15 protein-coding genes are annotated in these 22,649 nt (G+C 70.8%); 7 read left to right on the top strand and 8 right to left on the bottom strand.

The window, feature by feature from the left end:
- Positions 1-93 precede the first annotated feature (93 nt).
- Positions 94-3,138, bottom strand: a complete 3,045-nt coding sequence (gene uvrA / locus IF04_RS0129215) for an excinuclease ABC subunit UvrA (RefSeq protein ID WP_037961156.1) — start codon at positions 3,136-3,138, stop codon at positions 94-96.
- A 565-nt stretch (positions 3,139-3,703) separates the two neighbouring features.
- Here uvrA and IF04_RS0129210 point away from each other — a divergent pair.
- Both IF04_RS0129210 and IF04_RS0129205 read left to right on the top strand, forming a co-directional pair.
- Positions 3,704-4,432, top strand: coding sequence for a maleylpyruvate isomerase family mycothiol-dependent enzyme (locus IF04_RS0129210; protein WP_030264410.1), 729 nt, complete (start codon positions 3,704-3,706; stop codon positions 4,430-4,432).
- 72 nt (positions 4,433-4,504) lie between these two features.
- Positions 4,505-5,161 (top strand): MBL fold metallo-hydrolase, encoded by a 657-nt coding sequence (locus IF04_RS0129205; RefSeq protein ID WP_030264408.1) that lies wholly within the window; start codon positions 4,505-4,507, stop codon positions 5,159-5,161.
- Between the two features lie 86 nt (positions 5,162-5,247).
- On the opposite strand, the gene IF04_RS0129200 is transcribed toward IF04_RS0129205, so the two are convergent.
- Both IF04_RS0129200 and uvrB read right to left on the bottom strand, forming a co-directional pair.
- Positions 5,248-6,249, bottom strand: a complete 1,002-nt coding sequence (locus IF04_RS0129200) for a TerC family protein (protein WP_030264406.1) — start codon at positions 6,247-6,249, stop codon at positions 5,248-5,250.
- A 321-nt stretch (positions 6,250-6,570) separates the two neighbouring features.
- Positions 6,571-8,727 (bottom strand): excinuclease ABC subunit UvrB, encoded by a 2,157-nt coding sequence (uvrB, locus tag IF04_RS0129195; RefSeq protein WP_030264404.1) that lies wholly within the window; start codon positions 8,725-8,727, stop codon positions 6,571-6,573.
- A gap of 479 nt (positions 8,728-9,206) precedes the next feature.
- Between uvrB and IF04_RS0129190 the strand changes: the two genes are divergently transcribed.
- From IF04_RS0129190 to IF04_RS0129180, 3 genes are all read left to right on the top strand, one after another.
- Positions 9,207-10,100, top strand: a complete 894-nt coding sequence (locus IF04_RS0129190) for a glycerophosphodiester phosphodiesterase family protein (RefSeq protein ID WP_030264402.1) — start codon at positions 9,207-9,209, stop codon at positions 10,098-10,100.
- Positions 10,101-10,250: 150 nt separating this feature from the next.
- Positions 10,251-10,757: a methylated-DNA--[protein]-cysteine S-methyltransferase gene (locus tag IF04_RS0129185; protein ID WP_037961188.1), complete on the top strand. Its 507-nt coding sequence runs from the start codon at positions 10,251-10,253 to the stop codon at positions 10,755-10,757.
- 12 nt (positions 10,758-10,769) lie between these two features.
- Complete coding sequence (locus IF04_RS0129180) at positions 10,770-11,321, top strand: DUF1697 domain-containing protein (RefSeq protein WP_030264398.1); 552 nt, start codon at positions 10,770-10,772, stop codon at positions 11,319-11,321.
- Positions 11,322-11,340: 19 nt separating this feature from the next.
- Here IF04_RS0129180 and IF04_RS0129175 read toward each other — a convergent pair whose 3' ends face one another.
- The 5 genes from IF04_RS0129175 to IF04_RS0129155 form a co-directional block, all read right to left on the bottom strand.
- Positions 11,341-11,796: a type II toxin-antitoxin system PemK/MazF family toxin gene (locus IF04_RS0129175; RefSeq protein ID WP_030264396.1), complete on the bottom strand. Its 456-nt coding sequence runs from the start codon at positions 11,794-11,796 to the stop codon at positions 11,341-11,343.
- 66 nt (positions 11,797-11,862) lie between these two features.
- Complete coding sequence (locus IF04_RS0129170) at positions 11,863-12,510, bottom strand: nucleoside/nucleotide kinase family protein (RefSeq protein ID WP_030264395.1); 648 nt, start codon at positions 12,508-12,510, stop codon at positions 11,863-11,865.
- Between the two features lie 183 nt (positions 12,511-12,693).
- Entirely contained in the window at positions 12,694-14,580 is a 1,887-nt protein-coding gene (locus tag IF04_RS0129165; protein WP_037961152.1) for a helicase-associated domain-containing protein, read from the bottom strand.
- A gap of 71 nt (positions 14,581-14,651) precedes the next feature.
- Positions 14,652-15,932, bottom strand: a complete 1,281-nt coding sequence (locus tag IF04_RS0129160; RefSeq protein ID WP_051831650.1) for an SWIM zinc finger family protein — start codon at positions 15,930-15,932, stop codon at positions 14,652-14,654.
- A gap of 950 nt (positions 15,933-16,882) precedes the next feature.
- Complete coding sequence (locus IF04_RS0129155) at positions 16,883-19,849, bottom strand: DEAD/DEAH box helicase (RefSeq protein WP_030264386.1); 2,967 nt, start codon at positions 19,847-19,849, stop codon at positions 16,883-16,885.
- 516 nt (positions 19,850-20,365) lie between these two features.
- On the opposite strand from IF04_RS0129155, the gene IF04_RS0129150 reads away from it, so the two are divergent.
- Both IF04_RS0129150 and IF04_RS39965 read left to right on the top strand, forming a co-directional pair.
- Positions 20,366-21,910: a UvrD-helicase domain-containing protein gene (locus tag IF04_RS0129150; protein ID WP_051831661.1), complete on the top strand. Its 1,545-nt coding sequence runs from the start codon at positions 20,366-20,368 to the stop codon at positions 21,908-21,910.
- Positions 21,911-22,208: 298 nt separating this feature from the next.
- Positions 22,209-22,580 (top strand): DUF6343 family protein, encoded by a 372-nt coding sequence (locus IF04_RS39965; RefSeq protein ID WP_078600952.1) that lies wholly within the window; start codon positions 22,209-22,211, stop codon positions 22,578-22,580.
- The last annotated feature ends 69 nt before the right edge of the window (positions 22,581-22,649 follow it).

The raw sequence follows: 22,649 nt of genomic DNA, 5'->3' as shown, positions 1-22,649 counted from the left end.
CGCAGCTCAGTTCCAGGTCGGGCCGGCCGACCCCGCGGTACGGCCGGCCCGGAGGCTCAGGGGCTACGCCCCGGTCCGCCCCCCGTCCGTCCCTCAGGACTCCCCCTTCGCCCCCTTCGGCTTCACCGCCTTCGTCACGGTCTTCTTCTTCGCAGGCGTCTTCGCGGCCACGGTCTTCTTGGCCGCGGTCCGCTTCGTCGCCGTCTTCTTGGCCGCCGTCTTGGCCGCCGCCGACGTGGTCTTCTTCGCCGCCGAGCGCTTCGCCGGCGCACCCTTCGACGAGGCCGCGTCGCTGACCCGGTCGCCGAGGATGTCCCGCAGGAACTTGCCGGTGTGGCTGGCCGGGACCCCCGCGACCTGCTCGGGCGTGCCCTCGGCGACGACGAGGCCGCCGCCGCTGCCGCCCTCCGGGCCCATGTCCACGACCCAGTCCGCCGTCTTGATCACATCGAGGTTGTGCTCGATGACGATCACGGAGTTGCCCTTGTCGACCAGTCCGGACAGCACGCGGATCAGCTTGTTGATGTCCTCGAAGTGCAGACCGGTCGTCGGCTCGTCCAGGACGTAGACCGTGCGGCCCGTGGACCGCTTCTGCAGCTCCGACGCCAGCTTCACGCGCTGCGCCTCACCGCCGGACAGCGTCGGCGCGGGCTGCCCGAGCCGGACGTACCCGAGACCGACCTCGTTGAGCGTCTTCAGGTGCCGGGAGATCGTCGGCACCGCCTCGAAGAAGTCCAGCGCCTCCTCGATCGGCATGTCCAGCACCTCGGCGATGGACTTGCCCTTGTAATGCACCTCCAGCGTCTCGCGGTTGTACCGCGCCCCGTGGCACACCTCGCACGGCACGTACACGTCCGGCAGGAAGTTCATCTCGATCTTGATCGTGCCGTCGCCCGAGCAGTTCTCGCAGCGGCCGCCCTTGACGTTGAAGGAGAAGCGGCCCGGCAGATAGCCGCGGACCTTCGCCTCCATCGTCTCCGCGAACAGCTTGCGGACGTGGTCGAAGACGCCGGTGTACGTCGCCGGGTTCGACCGCGGCGTGCGGCCGATGGGCGACTGGTCGACATGCACGACCTTGTCGACCAGGTCGTCGCCCTCGACGCGGGTGTGCCGTCCCGGCACCGACTTGGCGCCGTTCAGCTCCCGCGCCAGGTGGGTGTAGAGGATGTCGTTGACCAGCGTCGACTTGCCCGATCCGGAGACGCCCGTGACGGCGGTCAGCACACCCAGCGGGAAGGACACATCGATGTCGCGGAGGTTGTTCTCCTTCGCGCCGTGCACCGTGAGGCGGCGCTCGAAGTCCACGGGCCGGCGCACGCCGGGCGTCGGGATGACCTTCTTCCCCGAGAGGTACTGCCCGGTCGCGGACTCCTCGTTGGCCAGCAGCTCCTTCAACGGACCGCTGTGCACGACCTTGCCGCCGTGCTCACCGGCGCCGGGGCCGATGTCCACCACCCAGTCCGAGGTCTTGATGGTGTCCTCGTCGTGCTCGACGACGATCAGGGTGTTGCCCAGGTCCCGGAGCCGGACCAGGGTCTCGATCAGACGGTGGTTGTCCCGCTGGTGCAGGCCGATGGACGGCTCGTCGAGCACGTACAGCACGCCGACCAGCCCGGAGCCGATCTGGGTGGCGAGCCGGATGCGCTGGGCCTCGCCGCCGGAGAGGGTGCCGGCCGCGCGGTTCAGCGAGAGGTAGTCCAGGCCGACGTCGACCAGGAACCGCAGCCGCTCGTTGACCTCCTTCAGCACCCGCTCGGCGATCTTCTTCTGGCGGGCGTCCAGCGTCATGTCGCGCAGGAAGTCGGCGCAGTCGCTGATCGACATGGCAGCGACGTCGGCGATGGACTTGTCCTGCACCGTGACGGCCAGCACGATCGGCTTCAGCCGCGTGCCCTCACAGGCCGGGCAGGGCACCTCGCGCATATAGCCCTCGAAGCGCTCGCGGCTGGAGTCGCTCTCCGCCTCGGAGTGCCGCCGCCGGACGAACGGCAGGGCGCCCTCGAACGGCGTGGTGTACCGGCGCTCCCGTCCGTAGCGGTTCCGGTAGCGCACCTCGATCTGTGTGCGGTGGCCGTTGAGCAGGGCCTTCTTGGCGCGCTGCGGCAGGCCGGCCCAGGGGATGTCGGTACGGAAGCCGAGCGCGTCGGCGAGCGCGCCGATCAGCCGGCCGAAGTACTCCCTGTTGTGACCGTGCGACCAGGGGTGGATGGCGCCCTCGTCGAGCGACTTCTCCTCGTCCGGGACGATCAGGTCGGGGTCGACCTCCATGCGCGTACCGATGCCCGTGCACTCGGGGCAGGCGCCGAAGGGCGAGTTGAAGGAGAAGGAGCGCGGCTCCAACTCCTCGAACGACAGGTCGTCGTACGGGCAGTAGAGGTGCTCCGAGTACATCCGCTCGCGCTGCGGATCGTCGGCGTCGAGGTCGACGAAGTCGAGGATGACCATGCCGCCGGAGAGGCCGAGCGCGGTCTCGACGGAGTCGGTCAGCCGGCGCTTGGCGGTCTCCTTGACCGTGAGGCGGTCGACGACCACCTCGATCGTGTGCTTCTCCTGCTTCTTCAGCTTCGGCGGCTCGGAGAGCTGGATCGTCTCGCCGTCGACCCGGGCCCGGCTGTACCCCTTGGTCTGCAGGTCGGAGAAGAGGTCGACGAACTCGCCCTTGCGCTCGCGGACCAGCGGCGAGAGCACCTGGAACCGGCTGCCCTCGGGCAGCTCCAGGACCTTGTCCACGATGGCCTGCGGCGACTGGCGGGCGATCGGCCGGCGGCACTCGGGGCAGTGCGGCTTGCCGATGCGGGCGAAGAGCAGGCGGAGGTAGTCGTAGACCTCGGTGATCGTGCCGACCGTGGAGCGCGGGTTGCGCGAGGTCGACTTCTGGTCGATGGAGACCGCCGGGGACAGGCCCTCGATGAAGTCCACATCGGGCTTGTCCATCTGCCCGAGGAACTGCCGGGCGTACGAGGACAGCGACTCGACATAGCGCCGCTGGCCCTCGGCGAAGATCGTGTCGAACGCGAGCGAGGACTTGCCCGACCCGGAAAGACCCGTGAAGACGATGAGGGAGTCGCGGGGGAGGTCGAGCGAGACGTTGCGGAGATTGTGCTCGCGAGCGCCACGGACGATGAGACGGTCTGTCACGCCGGTCGGCACCTTTCGTGAGAGGAGCGGGGTGCCGCGCACCCCCGCCCCAGGGTATGGGGGCCGCCGCGGCAATGTCTGTCGATGTCGTTTCGATGCCACACACGAGCCTATAGCACGTGCATTCGATTTATGGTCTTCGCCGACCGGGTTCACCCAAAGGTGTGGCCGGACGGCGTTCCGCTGACGCGAAGGCGCCGGTGACCCGGCGCACGACCGCGGAGCGGCTTGCTGCACAGCGGAACCGGACGCCTGGACACGCCGCGCCGAACGCCTGCTCACGACGGCGCCGGACGCCGGATCCCACCGCGCCCTTCACCGTAACGCCGGGGTCTGACAACGCCGGTTCCCGAACCGACCACAGCACCACTGACCTGCACGTATGCGCCCGAGGTCCAGCGAGCGCCCCGCCACGGACATCTCGTACGCGCGGCCTGCCGCACCCCTTCTGCAACACCGGAACCTGCCCGGCCCTTCCCCCGCCGCGTGCCCCGACCCTCGCGCGCTCCCGGCTGGCGACGTGCGCCGACTCCCGCGGTGACGGCGGTGGCGCTAGCTTCGGACCATGACCGACACCGCACAGGAATTCGCGTACGACGCGGCAGCCGTCCACGCCGCCACCGACCGTCTGCTGGTCTCCGTGGCCAAGCTCGACGACGAGGCCGTGGGGGAGCCGTCCCTGCTGCCCGGCTGGTCCCGCGGCCATGTGCTCGCCCACCTCGCCCGTAACGCCGACGCGCTCGCCAACCTCTTCGCGTGGGCGCGTACGGGCATCCGCACGCCCATGTACGCCACGCCCGCGGCCCGCGACGCCGACATCGAGCGGGACGCCGACCGACCGCTGGCCGCCCACCTGGAAGACCTGCGGTCCAGCGCCGAGCGCTGGGAGACGGCCTGCTCGGCCCTGGGGCCCGAGCGCCTGTCGTACGAGGTGGAGATGCGCAACGGCGTCGTCGAGCGGGCCGGCCGGCTGCCCTTCCGCCGGCTCGCCGAGGTCGAGCTGCACCACGTGGACCTCGGCGTCGGCTACACGGTCGAGCATCTGGCGACGGAGTACGTGGACGCCGAGCTGGCCTTCCTCGCGGAGCAGCGGCTGAAGGGACACCCGGACGTCGCCGCACTGGAGCTGTGCACCGATGACGGGCGGAGCTGGCGGACGGGCCGCGCCGACGGCACCCCGCTCACCGTCAGCGGTTCCCCGGCCGCGCTCGTCGGCTGGCTCACCGGCCGCTCCAAGGGCGCCGGCCTCACCACCTCCGACGGCGCCGCCCTGCCCGAGCTGCCGGACCGCTGACCGGGCGTCGGCCGGTGCCGCGACAGGCCCCGGACGTGCTGCTTCCAGGACCCCGGCCAGTAGGCTGCGGGCATGGCGTACACCGGAGCAGTCAAGGTCGGCGGACCGGCCGACGTACACGAGCTGACCGATCTGATGATCTCCAAGGTCGCGGTCGGTCCGATGAACAACAACGCCTACCTGCTGCGCTGCCGCGCGACCGATACGCAGGTGCTGATCGACGCCGCCGCGGAGCCGGACACGCTCCTCGGGCTGATCGGCGAGAGCGGCATCACCTCGGTCGTCACCACGCACCAGCACCAGGACCACTGGGGAGCGCTCGGCGAGGTCGTCGAGCGGACCGGCGCACGGACCTTCGCCGGCCGCTACGACGCCGAGGGCATTCCCGTACCGACGGACGCCCTGGTGGAGGACGGCGACACCATCAGCGTCGGACGGGTCACGCTCACCGCCCGCCACCTGGTCGGCCACACCCCCGGCAGCATCGCCCTGGTCTACGACGACCCGCACGGCCACCCGCACCTCTTCACGGGCGACTGCCTCTTCCCCGGCGGGGTCGGCAATACCCGCGGCAACGCGAAGGACTTCGCCAGCCTGATCGACGACGTCGAGAACAAGCTCTTCGGGCAGCTGCCGGACGAGACCTGGGTGTACCCGGGCCACGGCGCGGACACCACGCTCGGCGCCGAGCGCCCGCACCTCGCGGAGTGGCGCGAGCGCGGCTGGTAAGAGCCACCGGAAACGACGACAGTGCGCGGTGTACGGGCGAGAGGCCCGCACACCGCGCACTGTTATGTGCCGCTCCGGCGCCTCGGTCAGGCGCCTATGGAGTCCTTGTCCTTGCCCTCCGCCTCAGCGGCGGCCTCGGCCTGCGCCTGCTTCTTCGAGGCGCGCAGGCTGGTGATCGTCGTGACGACCAGCACGGCGCAGATGACGCCCAGCGAGACCGGAATGCTGATCTCCGGGACGTGCACCCCGGACTCGTGCAGCGCGTGCAGCACCAGCTTCACGCCGATGAAGCCGAGGATGACCGACAGGCCGTACGAGAGGTGGACCAGCTTCTTCAGCAGTCCGCCGATGAGGAAGTACAGCTGCCGCAGACCCATCAGGGCGAAGGCGTTGGCCGTGAAGACGATGTACGGGTCCTGGGTGAGACCGAAGATCGCGGGGATCGAGTCCAGCGCGAAGAGGACGTCGGTGGTGCCGATCGCCAGCATGACGATCAGCATCGGCGTCATCAGGCGCTTGCCGTTCTCCACGATGAACAGCTTCGTGCCGTGGTACTTGTCGGTCGACGGGAAGCGCCGCTCGACCATCTTCAGGAAGCGGTTCTCCTCGAACTCCTCGTCCTGCTCCTCGGCGCGCGCCTCCTGGATGAGCTTCCAGGCGGTCCAGATGAGGAAGGCACCGAAGATGTAGAAGACCCAGGAGAAGTTGGCGATGATCGCCGCGCCGGCACCGATGAAGACGGCCCGCAGCACGAGCGCTATCAGTACGCCGATCATCAGCACCCGCTGCTGGTATATCGACGGCACCGCGAACTTCGCCATGATCAGGACGAAGACGAAGAGGTTGTCGACGCTCAGCGACTTCTCGGTGATGAAGCCGGCGAAGAACTCACCGGCCGGCTGTCCGCCGCCGAAGAGGAAGAGCCCGAGCCCGAAGAGGGCGGCGAGCGCGATCCAGACACCGGTCCAGATACCGGCTTCCTTGATGCTCACGTCGTGCGGCTTGCGGCCGCCGATGAAGAAATCGGCGGCGATGAGGGCGCACAGACCAAGAATGGTCAGCACCCACAGGTTCAGGGAAACGTCCACTGCTCCTCCGGCAGATTCGTAACGGCACTCACAGCGTCGTCGCTGCCGGAGGTCTCTTCCGCCCCGAGATCGCGGACTGTTCCGCGACGCTTAGTGGGCCGGCGCCCCGGGATCTCCAACCGATCCGTGATGACGGGTACGCCGCAGGCGGGAATACTCCCCTCCGCACAAATGAGCGTAAAGGAACGCCATGGAAAAGTAAAGAGTTAGGCAAAAGCACTGGTCAGAGCAGGTGCAAAGGGAAAGGTCCGCCTTCCTCTCAATGCGTCGGTAGGCGCACGGGCCGCGCCCGTACGCCTACCGTTTTCCCCGCTTCCCCGCCTACTTCAGCCCTGCCTCCCTCATCTGGCGCAGCTCCTTCTTCAGCTCGCTCACCTCGTCGCGCAGCCGGGCGGCGACCTCGAACTGGAGCTCCGCAGCGGCCGCCCGCATACGGTCCGTCATCTCCTCGATCATCTCGGCCAGCTCGGCGGCGGGCCGGTCCGTCGGCACACCCTCCGCGGCCTTGCCCTTCGCGCCCTTCTTGGCGCCCTTGCCGGCCTTCTCGGCGGCGCCGCCCAGCGCCGGCACCGGCGCCTTGCCCTTGGCGTCCTTGCCGTCGGCCGCCTTGCGGTACCCCGTGCCCAGCAGCTCCTGCGTGTCGACGTCCTCGCGCGCGATCGTCGCGACGATGTCGTTGATCTTCTTGCGGAGCGGCTGCGGGTCGATGCCGTTCGCCTTGTTGTACGCGAGCTGCTTCTCGCGGCGCCGGTTGGTCTCGTCGATGGCCTTCGCCATCGCCGGGGTGACCTTGTCCGCGTACATATGGACCTGGCCGGAGACGTTGCGCGCCGCACGGCCGATCGTCTGGATCAAGGACGTGCCGGACCGGAGGAAGCCCTCCTTGTCGGCGTCGAGGATCGCCACCAGGGAGACCTCGGGCAGGTCCAGTCCCTCTCGGAGGAGGTTGATGCCGACCAGTACGTCGTACTCGCCTGCCCGCAGCTCACGGAGCAGCTCCACCCGGCGCAGCGTGTCCACGTCACTGTGCAGATAGCGCACCTGGATGCCGAGCTCCAGGAAGTAGTCCGTGAGGTCCTCGGCCATCTTCTTGGTGAGGGTCGTGACCAGGACGCGCTCGTCCTTCTCGGTGCGCGTGCGGATCTCGTGGACCAGGTCGTCGATCTGCCCGTCGGTGGGCTTGACGACCACCTCCGGGTCGACGAGGCCGGTCGGGCGGATGATCTGCTCCACGTGGCCGTCGCCGCGCGAGAGCTCGTACGGCCCGGGGGTCGCGGAGAGGTAGACGGCCTGCCCGATCCGCTTCTGGAACTCCTCCCACTTCAGCGGGCGGTTGTCCAGCGCGGACGGGAGCCGGAAGCCGTGGTCGACCAGGGTCCGCTTCCGGGAGGCGTCGCCCTCGTACATCGCGCCGATCTGCGGCACCGTGACGTGCGACTCGTCGATGACCAGGAGGAAGTCCTCCGGGAAGTAGTCCAGGAGGGTGTTCGGCGCGGAGCCCCGCTCGCGGCCGTCGATGTGCAGCGAGTAGTTCTCGATGCCGGAGCACGTGCCGATCTGGCGCATCATCTCGATGTCGTACGTGGTCCGCATCCGCAGCCGCTGGGCCTCCAGGAGCTTGCCCTGCTTCTCCATCGTGGCGAGCTGCTCGGCGAGCTCGGCCTCGATGCCGGCGATCGCCTTCTCCATGCGCTCGGGGCCCGCCACATAGTGGCTCGCGGGGAAGACGTACAGCTGCTGGTCGTCGCTGATGACCTCGCCGGTCAGCGGGTGGAGCGTCGACAGCGCCTCGATCTCGTCGCCGAACATCTCGATGCGGACGGCCAGCTCTTCGTAGACCGGGAAGATCTCGATGGTGTCGCCGCGCACCCGGAAGGTGCCGCGGGTGAACGCCATGTCGTTGCGCGCGTACTGGATGTCCACGAAGCGGCGCAGCAGCTGGTCGCGGTCGATCTCCTCGCCGACCTTCAGGGGCACCATCCGGTCGACGTACTCCTGGGGCGTGCCCAGGCCGTAGATGCAGGACACGGAGGAGACCACGATGACGTCCCGCCGGGTGAGCAGCGAGTTGGTCGCGGAGTGGCGCAGCCGCTCGACCTCTTCGTTGATCGAGGAGTCCTTCTCGATGTACGTGTCGGACTGCGGGACATACGCCTCGGGCTGGTAGTAGTCGTAGTACGAGACGAAGTACTCGACCGCGTTGTTCGGCAGGAGCTCGCGGAATTCGTTGGCGAGCTGGGCCGCGAGGGTCTTGTTCGGCGCCATGACGAGGGTCGGGCGCTGCAGCTTCTCGATCATCCACGCGGTCGTCGCCGACTTGCCGGTGCCGGTCGCGCCCAGCAGGACGACGTCCTTCTCACCGCCGCGGATGCGCTGCTCCAGCTCGGCGATGGCCGCCGGCTGGTCGCCACTGGGCTGGTACGGGCTGACGACCTCGAAAGGCGCCACCGTGCGTTCGATCTGGGAAACGGGCCGCATGGAACCCACCGTACGACCCACCACTGACAACCGGCGTCCATAACGCCGGCGCCGACGCCGCGGAAGCGTCCGCGCACCCGCCGTCACGAGGCACTTTCCGCGTCAGGAAGCCCTTCCGGCCCGTGCGGCCCGGACGGCCACCGGCTCCCCCGAGCTCCCCCTGGCCGCCCCTCCGGCACTCACCGGTGGCGGCGCAACCGTACGCAAGAGGTGAACCGGCCAAAGCCGCCCGTCGCCCAAAAGGCGACGATCTGCCACCAGGCGCCCTGGAACAGCGGTCAAGCGCTGGTTTCCCCGGCCTTGGCCAGAAACTCCGTTGCGTGATCATGCCGCACAAATCGTCCCCGTACGGTCCCAAACCCGGAACACACGACACTTCTCGTTCAATTTATGTCCATCTCTGACCTATCTTCCAGTACACCGCCGCTGGGAACCTGCCGCCGACCGCCCCCCGCCGACGTCCAATCCGAGGAGTCCGTATGCACATTCGGCCAGCCGCCGCTGCCGGCGCGCTCGTGGGGCTGACGGCGCTCTGCCTCCCCACCGCCGCCGCCCAGGCCGCGGACCACCCGAACAGACCGGTCACCGTCGCGCACAGAGGAGCCTCGGCCTACGCCCCCGAGAACACCATCGCCGCCGTCGACGCCGCAGACCGTATGGGCGTCACCTGGGTGGAGAACGACGTCCAGCGCACCAAGGACGGCAAGTTGATCGTCATGCACGACACGACGCTCAACCGCACGACCAACGTCGAGGAGGTGTACCCCGGCCGGGCTCCGTGGAAGATCTCCGACTTCACCCTCGGCGAGATCGAGAAGCTGGACGCGGGGAGCTGGTTCAACGCGAAGTTCAAGGGCGAGCGGGTCCCCACGCTCGAGCGCTACATGGACGCGGTCACCCGTAATGACCAGAAGCTGCTGATGGAGCTGAAGGCGCCCGAGCTCTACCCCGGTATCGAGGCGGAGATCCTGCGGAAGCTGCGGGAGGAGGGCTGGCTGGACCGACAGCACGTGAAGCACCGGCTGATCCTCCAGAGCTTCAACGCCGCCTCGGTCAAGAAGGTCCACGAACTGCGCCCGGACATCAAGACCGGCTTCCTGGGCACTCCGGCCATCGCCGACCTGCCCGAGTACGCGAAGTTCACGGACCAGATCAATCCCAGCTACAAGACGCTCAACATGGCGTACGTCTCGGCCGTGCACGCGTTCCAGGGCGCGCACGGACGTCCGCTGGAGGTCTACACCTGGACCGTCAACGACGCGGCCACGGCCAAGAAGGTCGCGAGCTGGGGCGTCGACGGCATCATCACCAACACCCCGGACGTCGTGAGGAACGCCCTGAAGAACTCCGGGTACCTGATCCCGGCCGCGTAATCCGCCGCACCCCGGAGGTGCTCACGGCTTCGCCGGTTTCTCTCCACGGCGATTGTCAGTGGGGGGTCCTAGGCTGAAGCCGTGACCATTTCCGAGGAGCAGACGATTTCCGAGGAGCGCGAGAGGCCGCCGCGCGACTGGGCCTGGCGCATGCTGGAGACCCCCATCGGCCCGCTCCTGCTCGCGGGCACCGACGCGGGCCTGGCCCTGGTCGTCTTCCACGCCGACGACAGGGCCCGGACCAGGTCGCTCGCCCGGCTGCGCGGCGCGTTCGGTGCCGAGCCGGTCGCCGCGATACCGGCGGTGGACACGGCCGTCACCGAGCTCGTCGCGTACTTCGCCGGTGAGCTGCGGGACTTCACGGTTCCGCTGGACTGGTCGCTGTCCTCGGGCTTCAACGAGCGGGTGCTGCGCGAGCTGGCCGCCGGCGTGCCGTACGGCACGGTCGTCGGCTATCAGGACCTGGCCGACCGGGTCGGCGAGCCGGGCGCCGCCCGCGCGGTGGGCGCCGCCATGGGCTCCAATCCGCTGCCGGTCGTCGTGCCGTGCCACCGCGTCGTCGAGAGCGGCGGCGGGCTCGGCGGCTTCGGCGGCGGCCTGGAGACCAAGCGGCAGCTCCTGGCCCTCGAAGGCGTGTTGCCGCAGCCGCTCTTCTGAAAGGTCCCGCGCATGTCCCGTCAGGTCGCCCTGCTCCGCGGCATCAACGTCGGAGGGCACCACAAGTTCCCCGTGGCGCGGCAGCGCGCGCTGATGGCGGAGCTGGGCTTCCAGGACGTCACCGTCCTCCTCCAGACCGGCAACATCGTCTTCGCCGACCCCGGCGTCCCTCCGGAGGAGACCGCGCGCGCCCTGGAGGCCGGTTTCGCGGCCGCGCTGGGCTTCTCCGTACCGGTCCTGGTCCGCACCCGCGACGAGATCGCCGCCACCCTCGCGGCCAACCCGTTCCCGGAGGCGGTGGCGGAGCCCAAGACGCTGCACGTCACGTTTCTGTCGGAGCCGCCCGCCGACACGGCCCCGCTGGACGCCCTGGACCCGGCCGGGTACGCGCCGGACACCTTCCGGCTGCTCGGCCGCGACCTCTACCTCTGGTGCCCGGAGGGCGTCGGGCGTTCGAGGCTCGCCGCGGCCGTCACGGCGGCGAGCCTGAAGCTGGGCGTCACGGCCACCGCCCGCAACTGGAACACCGTCAACAAGATCCTGGCCGTGGCGGACGGCGGCTGATCTCCATACGCGCGGGGGCTCAGCGCCAGCCGTACCGCTCCCGCAGCCGGTTCACGACCAGATTGAAGCGGCCCCGGTCCAGCGCGCAGGCTTCCCGCCGCATCCCGTCCGGATGCACCCGCAGCACCCGGTCGAGGGCGATCCACGAGGGGCGCCCGGCGCGGTCCCAGGGCCCGGAGCCGATCGCCACCCACTCCCGGTCGTCGTGCCGCTTGCTGGACAGCTGCACGGCGAGCAGCGTGCCCGTCCGCTCGCGGGCGACGACCAGCACGGGCCGGTCCTTGCCGCGCCCGTCGTTCTCCTCGTACGGCACCCAGGTCCACACGATCTCGCCGGGGTCCGGGTCGCCGTCGGGGTCCGGCGCGTACACCGTCCGGACCGCGCCGACCGTCCGCGGCCGCGCCTCCACGGTCGCCGTCGCTCCGGTGCTGCCCGGCAGCGCCGCCACCTGTTCGCCCACTTCGTCGATTGCCATGGCCTCACGGTAACGGGCAGTGGATCAAGGTCCGATGAGGGCCCGTCAGCACCCTGACCAGCCGCCCTACCGGCCCTGGCCGATGCCGCTCCACGCCGGGCGGTTCGGATCATCGGCCCGTACGACGACGTCTGCGGCCTCCCTGGGGCCCACCTCCACCTCGTACCGCGCGAACGCCGGCAGCGTCCACCGCTCGCCCGCCTCCGTGCGCCGCTCCAGTGCGCCCGGCGACAGCCCGAGGTGCACGGTGAGGTCGAACGGGAACCACTGCCCGAGCAGCAACGGCCCGTGCAGGATCAGCACGCCGCCGGGCGGCAGCGCGACATACGGGCTGCGCGTCGCCCGGTCCCGCTCCGGATCCCACAGGTCCGGGAGCACCCGGCCACTGCCCCCGGCCTCCAGCGGGTTGAACACCTCCCGCCACAGCGCCTGCCGGTCGAACCACTCGTCGTAGTACGCGTCCGGATCGTGGCGCCCGTACTCCAGACGCAGCGACGCGGGCCGCAGAAACCCGTACGTGCCGCTCTTCTGTACGAAACGGCCGCGCAGCCGCAGCGCTTCGGCGAGCCGCCCAGCCAGCTCCCCGGGGCGGGCGGCGGGGGCCGCGTCGATGCCCACCCGCAGCCAGGGACTGCCGTCCTGTGCCGTCGTGCCCGCCACCTCCTCGGCGAGCGCATCGGTCAGCCGTTCCCAGGTGATCGCTTCGAGCCGCACGCCGTCATTCTGCCGCCCCGGCTTCGTACGTGGGCCGACAGGGGGCCGCCCCTGCGCGTCGTTGACCTCCGGCGCCGTGTAGTTGATCATGAAGCGGGAGGCTCTCCGGCCGCACGGACAGCCGGCCGGCGGGCTTCCTCCCCTCAGCCCTCCAAGAGACGCCTCAGTCCGCCAAGAGACGCCTCAGCCGTCCAGGAGGCGCCGGGCCAGGGCAAGGTGATCGGTGGGCTTCCGGAGCGGGGCCCGGCTCCGGTGCGCAGCCGTGCGTTCGACGACGGTCGTACCGGTCTCGGCTTCGAGGGCCGGGGCGTAACCGGCCGCACGCAGGGCATCCAGGGTGGGGCCCGGCTCCTGCGCGCTGACGAGCACGGTCGGCGCGATCGCCCGCAGCCCGAGGTCACGCAGCGCCCGGTGGGCGGTCAGCTCATGGACGAGCGCGGCATCGTCGGAACGGATGCAGCAGCCGGCGCGCACGACCCGTATGCGCCCGTGCGTACGCGCCGTGTCCTTGATCAGGTACGTCAGCGGATGCGGCAGCGGCCCCGTGGCGGACGCCGCGGTGAGGTCGTCGATCAGCGTGTCAGCGGTGCGGCCCGCGTCCAGTGCCCGGCGGATGGAGGCGCCGCTGAACCGCCAAGCGGTGGCGCTGTCGTCGGACTCGCGGTCGGCGGTGAGCTCGAGCAGCGCGGACAGCTCGGCCGAGGGCGGCCCCGGCACGATGGCCGTCAGATCACCCTGGAACAGGGCCTGTTCGAGCGGCGGGGACAGCAGCGTACGCAGTGCCGCGCGCAACGGGTCCGGATCGGCGTCCCTCTCCGCACGAAGGAGGGCCTGGCCGACGGGCGTGAGAGTCCCGTAGGCGACGAGGCCCAGGAAGGCGGCCTCATCCAGTGTGTGGGCGGCGCGTTCGAGGATCATCGGCTCGTCGGCGACGGCCAGCGGGCGGTGCCAGCCGGCGATCGCCACCAGGGGCCGCAGCGCCTCCAGCGACGCCGCGTCCGGGGGCGGGATCGGGACGCCGGGTCCGGGCGCGGCACGGCCACCGGTGGCCGTGTTCGTGCTGGTGGCGAGGGCGGCGAGGAGGCCGTGGCGCAGGGCGGGCGCACGGCGGTCGTCCCCGCGCTCCAGGGCCGTCGGGGTCTCCCCGAACGGCGTCCACGTCGCGATCGCCCAGTGCCGGGCCCACGCGGTGAGGACCGGCAGCAGCCGTTCACCGGGCGGCAGCGCGAGCCAGTCGTCGTACCCGCTGGTGGGCAGCGCGACGGTGCCGGTGGGCGTACGGCTCAGGGCGATCAGGTCGGCCGCCAGCGCGAGGTCGAGCAGGAGCCGGGTACGGGGCTCGGAGGTGCCGGCCGCCTTCGCCAGCCGCCTGATCTCGCGTACGGCGGGCCCACCGGACTTGCGCAGCGCCGCGGGCTGTACCGCCAGCGTGGCGAGCAGCCGCTCCAGGGCTCCGGCGAGGGCGGACGCCGCCGCCTGCGACTCGGCCGTCAGGGCCCGCTCCTCGACCGGTCCGTTACCTGCGTCTGTACCCGTACGGGTATGCGTACTCGGCAAGGGCTCGGGCTCGAACGCGCCGAGGTCATGACCACCGATCAGCTGCGCCGTACGCGGCGGTACGACCACCCGGCCGTCCTCCGTCGGCGCGGCGAGCCCCGCCTCGTACAGCGCCTCCAACGCCGCCCCGACAGCGTCCCGTTCCCCACCGAACGCCGCGTACACGTCCGCCACCGGCACCGGCTCCGCCGCCAGATCCGGAAAGGCCAGGCTGTGGGCCATGAGGGACTGATAGCCGGCGCCCGGATCGGGGGCGGCCGGCCCGTGCGCGGCCTCCCGGGCGCGCTCCTGGCTTATCCGGGCGGTCGCGGCCAGCACCTGGAGGGACGGCCGGTCGAGCCCCAGCACTACCTGGTGCAGCGTTTCGTACGACCACAGGGACGCGGCCAGTTCACGGAGCCGGGCCGGCGCGGGGCGGCGCGAGAGGGGCTCGGCATGCCGGGCGAGGAGCGCGGCGAGCTGTTCAGGCGTGCGCCTCGCGAGAGCGTTGGTGAGTGTGTCGAGACCTTCCACGGGGTGACTCTCTTCGGTCGTCTCTTCAGTCGCGTCAGTCGTCTACTTGGTTTGGTCGTCTGCCGAGTCGTCTACTCCGTCGCGAGCAGCGGGGTGAGAGCGCCCACGGGGTCGGCGTCGGCGCGTCCGGTGGGCCACCAGTCCTCCGTCCCGGGATCGGATTCGTACGGATACCAGCGGCCGTCGCGCCCGAAGCGCAGCTGTATGCCGCGGCCGGCGTCCGTGAGGTGGTTGTGCCGGGGCCGCAGCGAGGGAAGGTCGGCGGCCGACAGGGCACTGCGGGCACGGTCGAAGTCACCGGCCGGCGGGTCCCACGTCGACTCCAGAAGGCGGAGACCTTCCGGCCCGCCCTGCCGCCAGGCGGCCACGGCACGCGCGACGTCGCTCACCGGACGGTCGGTGGCCTCGGCGACGCCGCGGTAGATCTCCCTCGTGCTGGCGGTCAGCCCCGAGGTGGGGTGCGCCCCGGCGACCAGCCGGATCGCGTCCTCCCAGAGGGTACGGGCGGGGAACGGCGAGGCCGCGTCCTCGGTGGACGCTTCACCGGATGGGACGGGCACTGCCTCAGCGCCGGCCAGGCAGGCGCGGGCCCGGGCGGCGGCATCGGCGGCCAGCAGTTCGATGGCGGCCGGGTCGATGGCCGGGTCGTCGGCCGTCGGCAGCACCAGGGGCCGCCCGGGGTGGGCCGGGACGGGCAGCGGTGGTGGCAGCGGCGGACGGTCCCGTACTTGGAGTGCTGCGCGGGCCGGTACTCCGGGGAGCGCCGCGCGGGCCGCCCGTTCGGAGTGGGCGCTGTGGGTGGCGTTGCGCCGCGAGAGGTCGTCGAGCAGCTCCCGCTCGCCGCGTCCGCGCATGAGGAGCAGCACGAACGGGTCGGCGTCCAGAAGCCGGGCGGCCTGGAAGCAGAGCGCCGCGGCATGCTTGCACGGATGCCCGCGGTCGGGACACGAACAGCGCGGTACGAGATCGCCGGGGCCCGGCAGCAGCCGCACGCCCAACTCGTCCTGCCGCTCCGCCAGGGCCTGCGGCACCGTCCTGCCCAGCAGGGCCGCCAGGTGGGCGGGCCGGGCGGCGACACCGTCGAGGAACGCTTCCCACGCCGCGTCCGTGAAGGGCCGCAACCGGAGCTCGGCCCGGTACGGATACGGCCGGCTGCCCGTCACCGGCGCGGAGATACGCCCCGGGGCCACGGTGATCCGGCCGACGTGCCCGCCGCTCGCGTAGGCCCGACCGCGCGCGAGCCGCGCCGTGTCGAGCGCCGTGCTCTCCAGCGCATCGAGCCATGCCCGCCCCCACCAGGTCTCGGCGAACTCCTCACCGTCCCCGCCACCGGTCGCTACCGCGGGGAACACCCGGGCCCGCCCTGCCCCACGACTCGCCGCCTCGGGTCCGTCGCCACCTCCGGACGCGGTCGGAGACGCAGCGACAGCCGAAGTCGCAGCCGCAGCCGCAGCCGCAGCCGCATCGCCAACGGGCTTCCTGCCTGCGGGCTTCCTGTCGGTGGGCTTCCTGTCGGTGGGCTTCCTGCCGGCTGGCTTCTCGTCCTCCCGCGCCTCACCGCCGCGGGCCTTCTCCTGCCCCGCGCGTGACACCGCTTGGCGAGCCCGCTCCGCAGCCTCACTCCGGCGCACAGCCCCCTGCCCCGCGCCCTCGTTGGCTGCCCCCGCGTCCTCGTCCATCACCGGGGACACCTGTGCCGGAGATGCCTGCCCCTGGGGCGCCCGCTTCTGGACCGGCTGCTTCTGGGAGGCCCGCACCCGGGCGCGCCTCGCTTCTCCGGCCGCCCGCTTCAACGCCTGCCGGGCACGCTCCGCCCCCTGGTTCCGGCTTTCCTCGCCGTCACCGGCCGCGCCCGCCGACGGTCCGTTGTCGAGCGCCGCGTCAGCCGGCTGCGGAGCGGGCTGACGGTGCTCTTCCGGCTCCCGAACGGCACGCCCGGGCCCCTGCCCCGTACGCCGCACAGCCTGCCGCGCACGCTCGGCCGCCTCACTTCGCCGCCCGGCCCCGTACCCGGCTCCAGCCCCAGATTCCTCGGCTTCGGCGGCCCGCTGCACGCTGCCAGGCGCGCCCGCGCCCGCATCCCCGTCCGCATCGCGTCCAGCCCCCTCCCCCGCACGCGCCGCATCCCCCAGCGCATCCTCCGCGTCCCGCTCACGGCTGGCCTCCGCAGCGGCCTCCCGCGCCCGCGCGATGGCCCGGCCGCGCTCCAACTCCCGGCGGACCCGCTCCAGTCCCTCACCTGCGGCCGCCGCCCCCTGCTCGCCGTCACCCCGGCGCTCACTCGGGTACTGCTCATCGCTGCTCATGCCGACCTCCTCAGCGTGACGAGGTCGGAGAGTTCCGCATCCGTGAGTTCGGTCAGGGCCGCCTCGCCCCCGGTGAGCACGGCCTCGGCCAAGGAACGCTTGGCGGCGAGCAGTTCGGCGATCCGGTCCTCCACCGTCCCCTCCGTGACCAGTCGGTGCACCTGGACGGGCTGCGTCTGTCCGATCCGGTATGCCCGGTCGGTCGCCTGCTCCTCCACGGCCGGATTCCACCAGCGGTCGTAATGGATCACATGGCCGGCGCGGGTGAGGTTCAGCCCCGTACCCGCCGCCTTCAACGACAGTAGGAACACCGGTACTTCGCCCGCCTGGAAACGGTCGACCATCGCCTCCCGCTGTGCGACCGGTGTCCCGCCGTGCAGCAGCTGAGTGGGTACGCCGCGGGCCCTGAGATGCTCCTCGAGAAGGCGCGCCATCTCCACGTACTGCGTGAAGACCAGCGCCGCGCCGTCCTCCGCGAGGATCGTGTCCAGCAGTTCGTCGAGCAGTTCGAGCTTCCCGGAGCGCGCGGTGAGGCCGGGCGCGGCCTCCTTGAGGTACTGCGCCGGGTGGTTGCAGATCTGTTTGAGCACCGTGAGCAGCTTCATCACCAGACCGCGCCGCGCCATGCCGTCAGCCGCCTCGATACGGGCGAGCGTCTCGCGGACGGCCGCTTCGTACAGCGCCACCTGCTCGCGGCCGAGCGGCACCGGGTGGTCGGTCTCCGTCTTCGGGGGCAGCTCGGGCGCGATGCCGGGCTCGGACTTCTTCCGCCGCAGGATGAAGGGCCGTACGAGCCGCGCGAGGCGTTCCGCGGCGCCGGGCACCTCGCCGCCTTCGATGTCGCGGGCGTGCAGGGCCCGGAAGGTCTTGAGCGGCCCGAGCAGTCCGGGTGTCGTCCAGTCGAGCAGGGCCCACAGCTCGGAGAGGTTGTTCTCCACGGGTGTGCCGGTGAGGGCGACCCGCGCGGGCGCCTTGATCGTGCGCAGCGCCTTGGCCGTCGTGGACTGCGGATTCTTCACATGCTGCGCCTCATCGGCGACGACCAGCCCCCACGAACACTCGGCCAGCCTCTTCGCGCTGCTGCGCATCGTGCCGTACGTGGTGAGGACGAAGCCGCCGTTCAGGTCCTCCAGACTGCGCCCGGTGCCGTGGAAGCGCCGCACAGGGACACCGGGGGCGAACCGCTCGATCTCCCGCTGCCAGTTCCCGAGCAGCGAGGCCGGACAGACCACGAGGGTGGGGTCGGGGTGGTCGCGGTGGAGGTGCAGCGCGATGGTGGTGACGGTCTTGCCCAGGCCCATGTCGTCGGCGAGACAGCCGCCGAGCCCGAGTGCGGTCATGCGGTCCAGCCAGGCCAGCCCGCGGAGCTGGTAGTCCCGAAGGGTGGCGTGGAGACCCGGGGGCTTCTCCAGCGGCGCGGCATCGGTGGTGAGGCGTGTACGGAGATGGGCGAGCGCTCCGAGCGGTACGACGTCGACGCGCTCCCCCTCGACCTCGGTCTCACCGGCCAGCGTCACGGCGAGCGCCTCAGTGGGGTCGAGGTATCCCAGCTCCCTCTTGCGGGCCTTGCGTACGAGGGCGGGGTCCACGAGCACCCACTGGTCGCGCAGCCGTACGAGGGGACGGTGCGCCTCTGCCAGTACGTTCATCTCCGCGTCGCTCAACGGGGAGCCGCCGAGTGCCATCTGCCATTCGAAGCGCAGCAGTCGCTCGGCATCGAAGAAGCCGAACCCGTCCGCCGCAGAACCGGGTGCCGGCCGCACAACAGCGGTGGTGGTCAGGCCCCGGGCCAGCTCCTTGGGCCAGTGAACGGCGACCCCCGCCGCCTTCAGGCGCGGCGCGGCATCGCCCAGCAGCTCGTACAGCTCTTCTTCGTCGAGGGGCAGTACATCGGGGACGGGGCGGTCCAGCAGCCGGCCGAGCGGCGGCCAGACGCGGGCCGCCCTGCGCAACGCGAGCAGCGCGTCCACCCGCGCGCGCGGCCCGAAACCGTCGGGCGCTTCCCCGTCCCACAGCTCCCGCGCGTCCGCGACCAGCGTCGGGTCGGTGAGATGGCTGACCTGCAGCACCGCCGCCGCGGCCCCGGCCCTGCCACTCGTCTCGTACTCGCCTGCGCTGCCGTGCCCCGTCTCCTCTGCGGCCTCGCTCTCCGTCTCCTCATCCGCCGACATGTCGAACAGCTCGTGTGCCGACAGGTCCAGCCGCAGCGAGATCCGTACACCGCTGTCCACGCCCGCAGCGACCTCTGCCGCCCAGTCCCGCGCTCCGGGCAACCGCTGCGCAACAGTCGCGGCGAACGGGGCGCCCGCCACATGCACCGCAGCCGGCGTGCGTGGCAGGACATCGACGACGGCATCGATGAAGGCGCGCACCAGGGCGTTCGGCGCATGCAGTTGCAGGGGATTGCTGCCGGGCACAGGGACGGCATGGGCCTCGGCGGGCATGGCGGCGGCGATCGCCCGGAGCTGCGCGGCGTCCTCGGCGTCCAGCGGCCCGGCGCGCCAGGCGTCCGCGTCGTCGGCGGTGAGGCCCGGAAGCATACGGCCCCGCGACACCAAGTGAAGCGCCTGCAAGGCGGCCGCGCCCCAACATGCGGTGGCCGGATGCGCCGTCGGATCATGGCGGGCGCGAACGAGCAGCGGCACAGCCTCAGCGACGGTCAGTTCGAGCGCGGAAACCGTACGGCTGCGGACCGAGTTCCCGTGCCGCCGCACGACCTTCAGCTCCGTGGCTTCCGCCGCTCCCAGGGGCGCGGGCAGCGGCTCGCCGTCCGGGCTCCAGAAGGCGATCTTCCCGGCACGCGGCAGCTCGGCCGGCAGAAACACCGCCGCGTGGCGGATCACCTCGTGCGACGCCGTGGACAGGCCCGCACCACCGTCGGGGAACGGCCCGGACGGCGCGGCGCCGGTCGACCGGGTCGGCCCGGTCGCCTCCTGCGCGCTCATCTCCCGCCGTCTCGCCATGCCGTTCCGTTCGTGTCGTACTCCGACTCGTGAGTCTACGGTCGCCTCCATCAGCTCCCCCTCCCCATCTCCGCCCGCGGTGCGGCCGCTGCCGCGGAGCCGCGACCCTGCGTAAAAACCATGGAAGCAGACGGCACTGACAATCCCGCCGGAACGATCAGCAAGCCAGTTATCCACAGGCAAAACCGCTGGTCAGGAATTTCTTGCCCGCCAAGCCCAGCGATCCGCTACTGTCCAACCGTCAGTGACTCAACGTGACTGCGGGTGCGTGCTGAGCAAGCCGCCGAGCCGTCCCCGGCCTTACCGAATCCCATCAGTCCAAGACATTCCAAAGGAGCCCCCATGACTGACCAGCCCCTTCTCCCCACCACGACACCGACAACATCCGCGTCCTCCGCCACGCCCAGGCGCGCTCCCCACACACCACGCACCCGAAGCCGCCCACCCGACACACACCACCGTGACGACCCGGACGGACCCGCGCCTCGTACTCCGCACGCCCCCACCTCTGAGCAACTGGCCGCCGCCGACGCCTTCCATGCGGGCGACCACCTCGTACTCCAGGCCGGCGCGGGCACAGGCAAGACGACGACCTTGGCGATACTGGCCCGCAGCACGCGCCGCCCCGGCCGCTACCTCGCGTTCAACAAGGCCATCGCGCAGGAGGCCGCCCGACGCTTCCCCGCACACGTGACGTGCAGTACGGCCCATTCCCTGGCATACGCGGCCGTGGGTCACCGGTTCCAGCGACGGATGAACGCACCCCGTCAGGCAGGCTGGCGGACCGGCTCCGCCCTGGGCATCGACACCGACTACCGGCTCCGTATCGGCACACGAACGCTGAGCAGCAAAGCCCTTTCCTACACAGTCCTGCGCACTGTCACCGAGTTCTGCCGCTCCGCCGACCCCGTACTGACCGCTGCCCATGTGCCTCGCCTGCGCGGCGCCGAGTCCGACCCGTTGCACAGCCAGCTGGCGCACGCCGTCCTCCCGTACGCCCACAAGGCCTGGGCCGACCTTCAGGACCCCGACCATGGCGCCGTCCGCTTCGAGCACGATCACTACCTCAAGATGTGGGCACTGAGCGCACCGGTCATCCAGACCGACTTCCTGCTCCTCGACGAAGCCCAGGACACCAACCCCGTGGTCGAGCAGGTCTTCACTGCTCAGCGTGCGCACGCTCAACTGGTGCTCGTCGGTGACTCGGCACAGGCGATCTACGGCTGGCGGGGCGCACGCGACGTGATGACCGGTTTCCGCGGCAGGCAGCTCACGCTCTCCCAGTCGTTCCGGTTCGGGCCAGCGCTCGCGGCAGCGGCGAATCGATGGCTGGCGATCGTCGACGCTCCTGTCCGGCTCATCGGCTCGCCACTGCTCGACACCGAGCTGGGGCCTGTTCCCCGCCCCGATGCCGTGCTCTGCCGGTCCAATGCGGGCGCGATGGCGGAAGTCATAAGACTGCTGTCGGAGGGGCGCAGAGTGGCCCTGGCAGGTGGCGGCGACTCCCTGACAGCCCTGGCCCGGGCCGCGTACGAACTTCAGCGCGGCAACCGGACCGCCCATCCAGAACTGACTCTCTTCGAATCCTGGGAAGAGCTGCGGGAGTACGCCACCGCCGACCCGTCGGGCCGAGACCTCCTGCCACTCGTCGAGCTCCTCGACGAACACAGCGCGGAGAGCGTCCTCCGCGCACTGGGATGCCTTTCGAGCGAGGACCGAGCCGAAATCACGGTCTCGACCGCCCATCGAGCGAAGGGCCGCGAGTGGCCGAGCGTGCGCATCGCAGCCGACTTCACGGAACCGGACGAGCTGGAGGAGACCGGTGAAGACGGAGAACCACTGCCGGGCCCGGTCGACCTCGACGAGGCGCGGCTGGCGTATGTGGCGATCACCAGGGCGAGGAAGCGACTCGATCTCGGCCGACTGTCGTGGATCAACAGCCACCCCGCCGGGGATGCGCTCACGCATGCTCATGCACCACGGACGGTAACGACGCAGCCTCCGAGTATCGCGTTTGCGCCAGCCCTCCAAAGTTATCCACAGGCCGACCGAGGGGCGTGACGAGCGGACCGAACCGGAGGATCCTTAAGGAAGAGAAATCCGCTCGGGTAGACAGGAAACCCAGGTCAGCACGCAATGGCGTAATGCGTGCGGCGGCCCCGCCAGCACTTACGCCGAGCCCTGCACCCCATCGACATCGAAACGACCGGAGGCGAACAGGAGACGGACACGAAACAGCCAGAGGCGAGAGACAGAGAGTGACGGTCACGTCGGTGACGACGGGCACCAGACTCCTCCGAACTTCCACTTCCGAACTTCCGATCCGATGAACCAAGGCGGAGATGCGTGGTGAGTGGTGATGCGTACGGGCAATGAGCCCTTGCAGGCACGGAGTCTGCTGAAAACGCGGCGCGCTCTGGCGCTGTGGGGGCTGATATGGGCGGCGTTCGGCGTGGCCGTCTTCGTGGTGGTCGATCGTCCCGGTTGGGCCGCCGGCTGTGCGGTCGTGGCGGCACTGGCTGCGACGGACTTTGCGATCGTGTGCCGCCACATACGCCAGGGGCCGCACTACCAGCCTGGTAAGAACGTGCCACCGTACGAGCCGGACGGCGGTCGCAACGAGTTCACCGGCAGGCGCCGCGGCGGAGCAGGGCCCGGCCGGGGGCCCGATATAGGGCCTGACCGGGGCCCAGAGGGACGCGAGGGACACGGCGGGCCTCTGCCTTGGTGAGCAAGAGACCTCGGCGAGGGACAAGCGAAGACAAGACATCGGGGGGAGGAGGGGTGGGGGGCGGGGGGG

The sequence above is a fragment of the Streptomyces violens genome (genome assembly GCF_000717745.1).
Classification (GTDB): Bacteria; Actinomycetota; Actinomycetes; order Streptomycetales; family Streptomycetaceae; genus Streptomyces; species Streptomyces violens.
The sequence above is the reverse complement of the archived record's forward strand: the minus strand, read 5'-3'. Positions and strand labels throughout refer to the sequence as shown.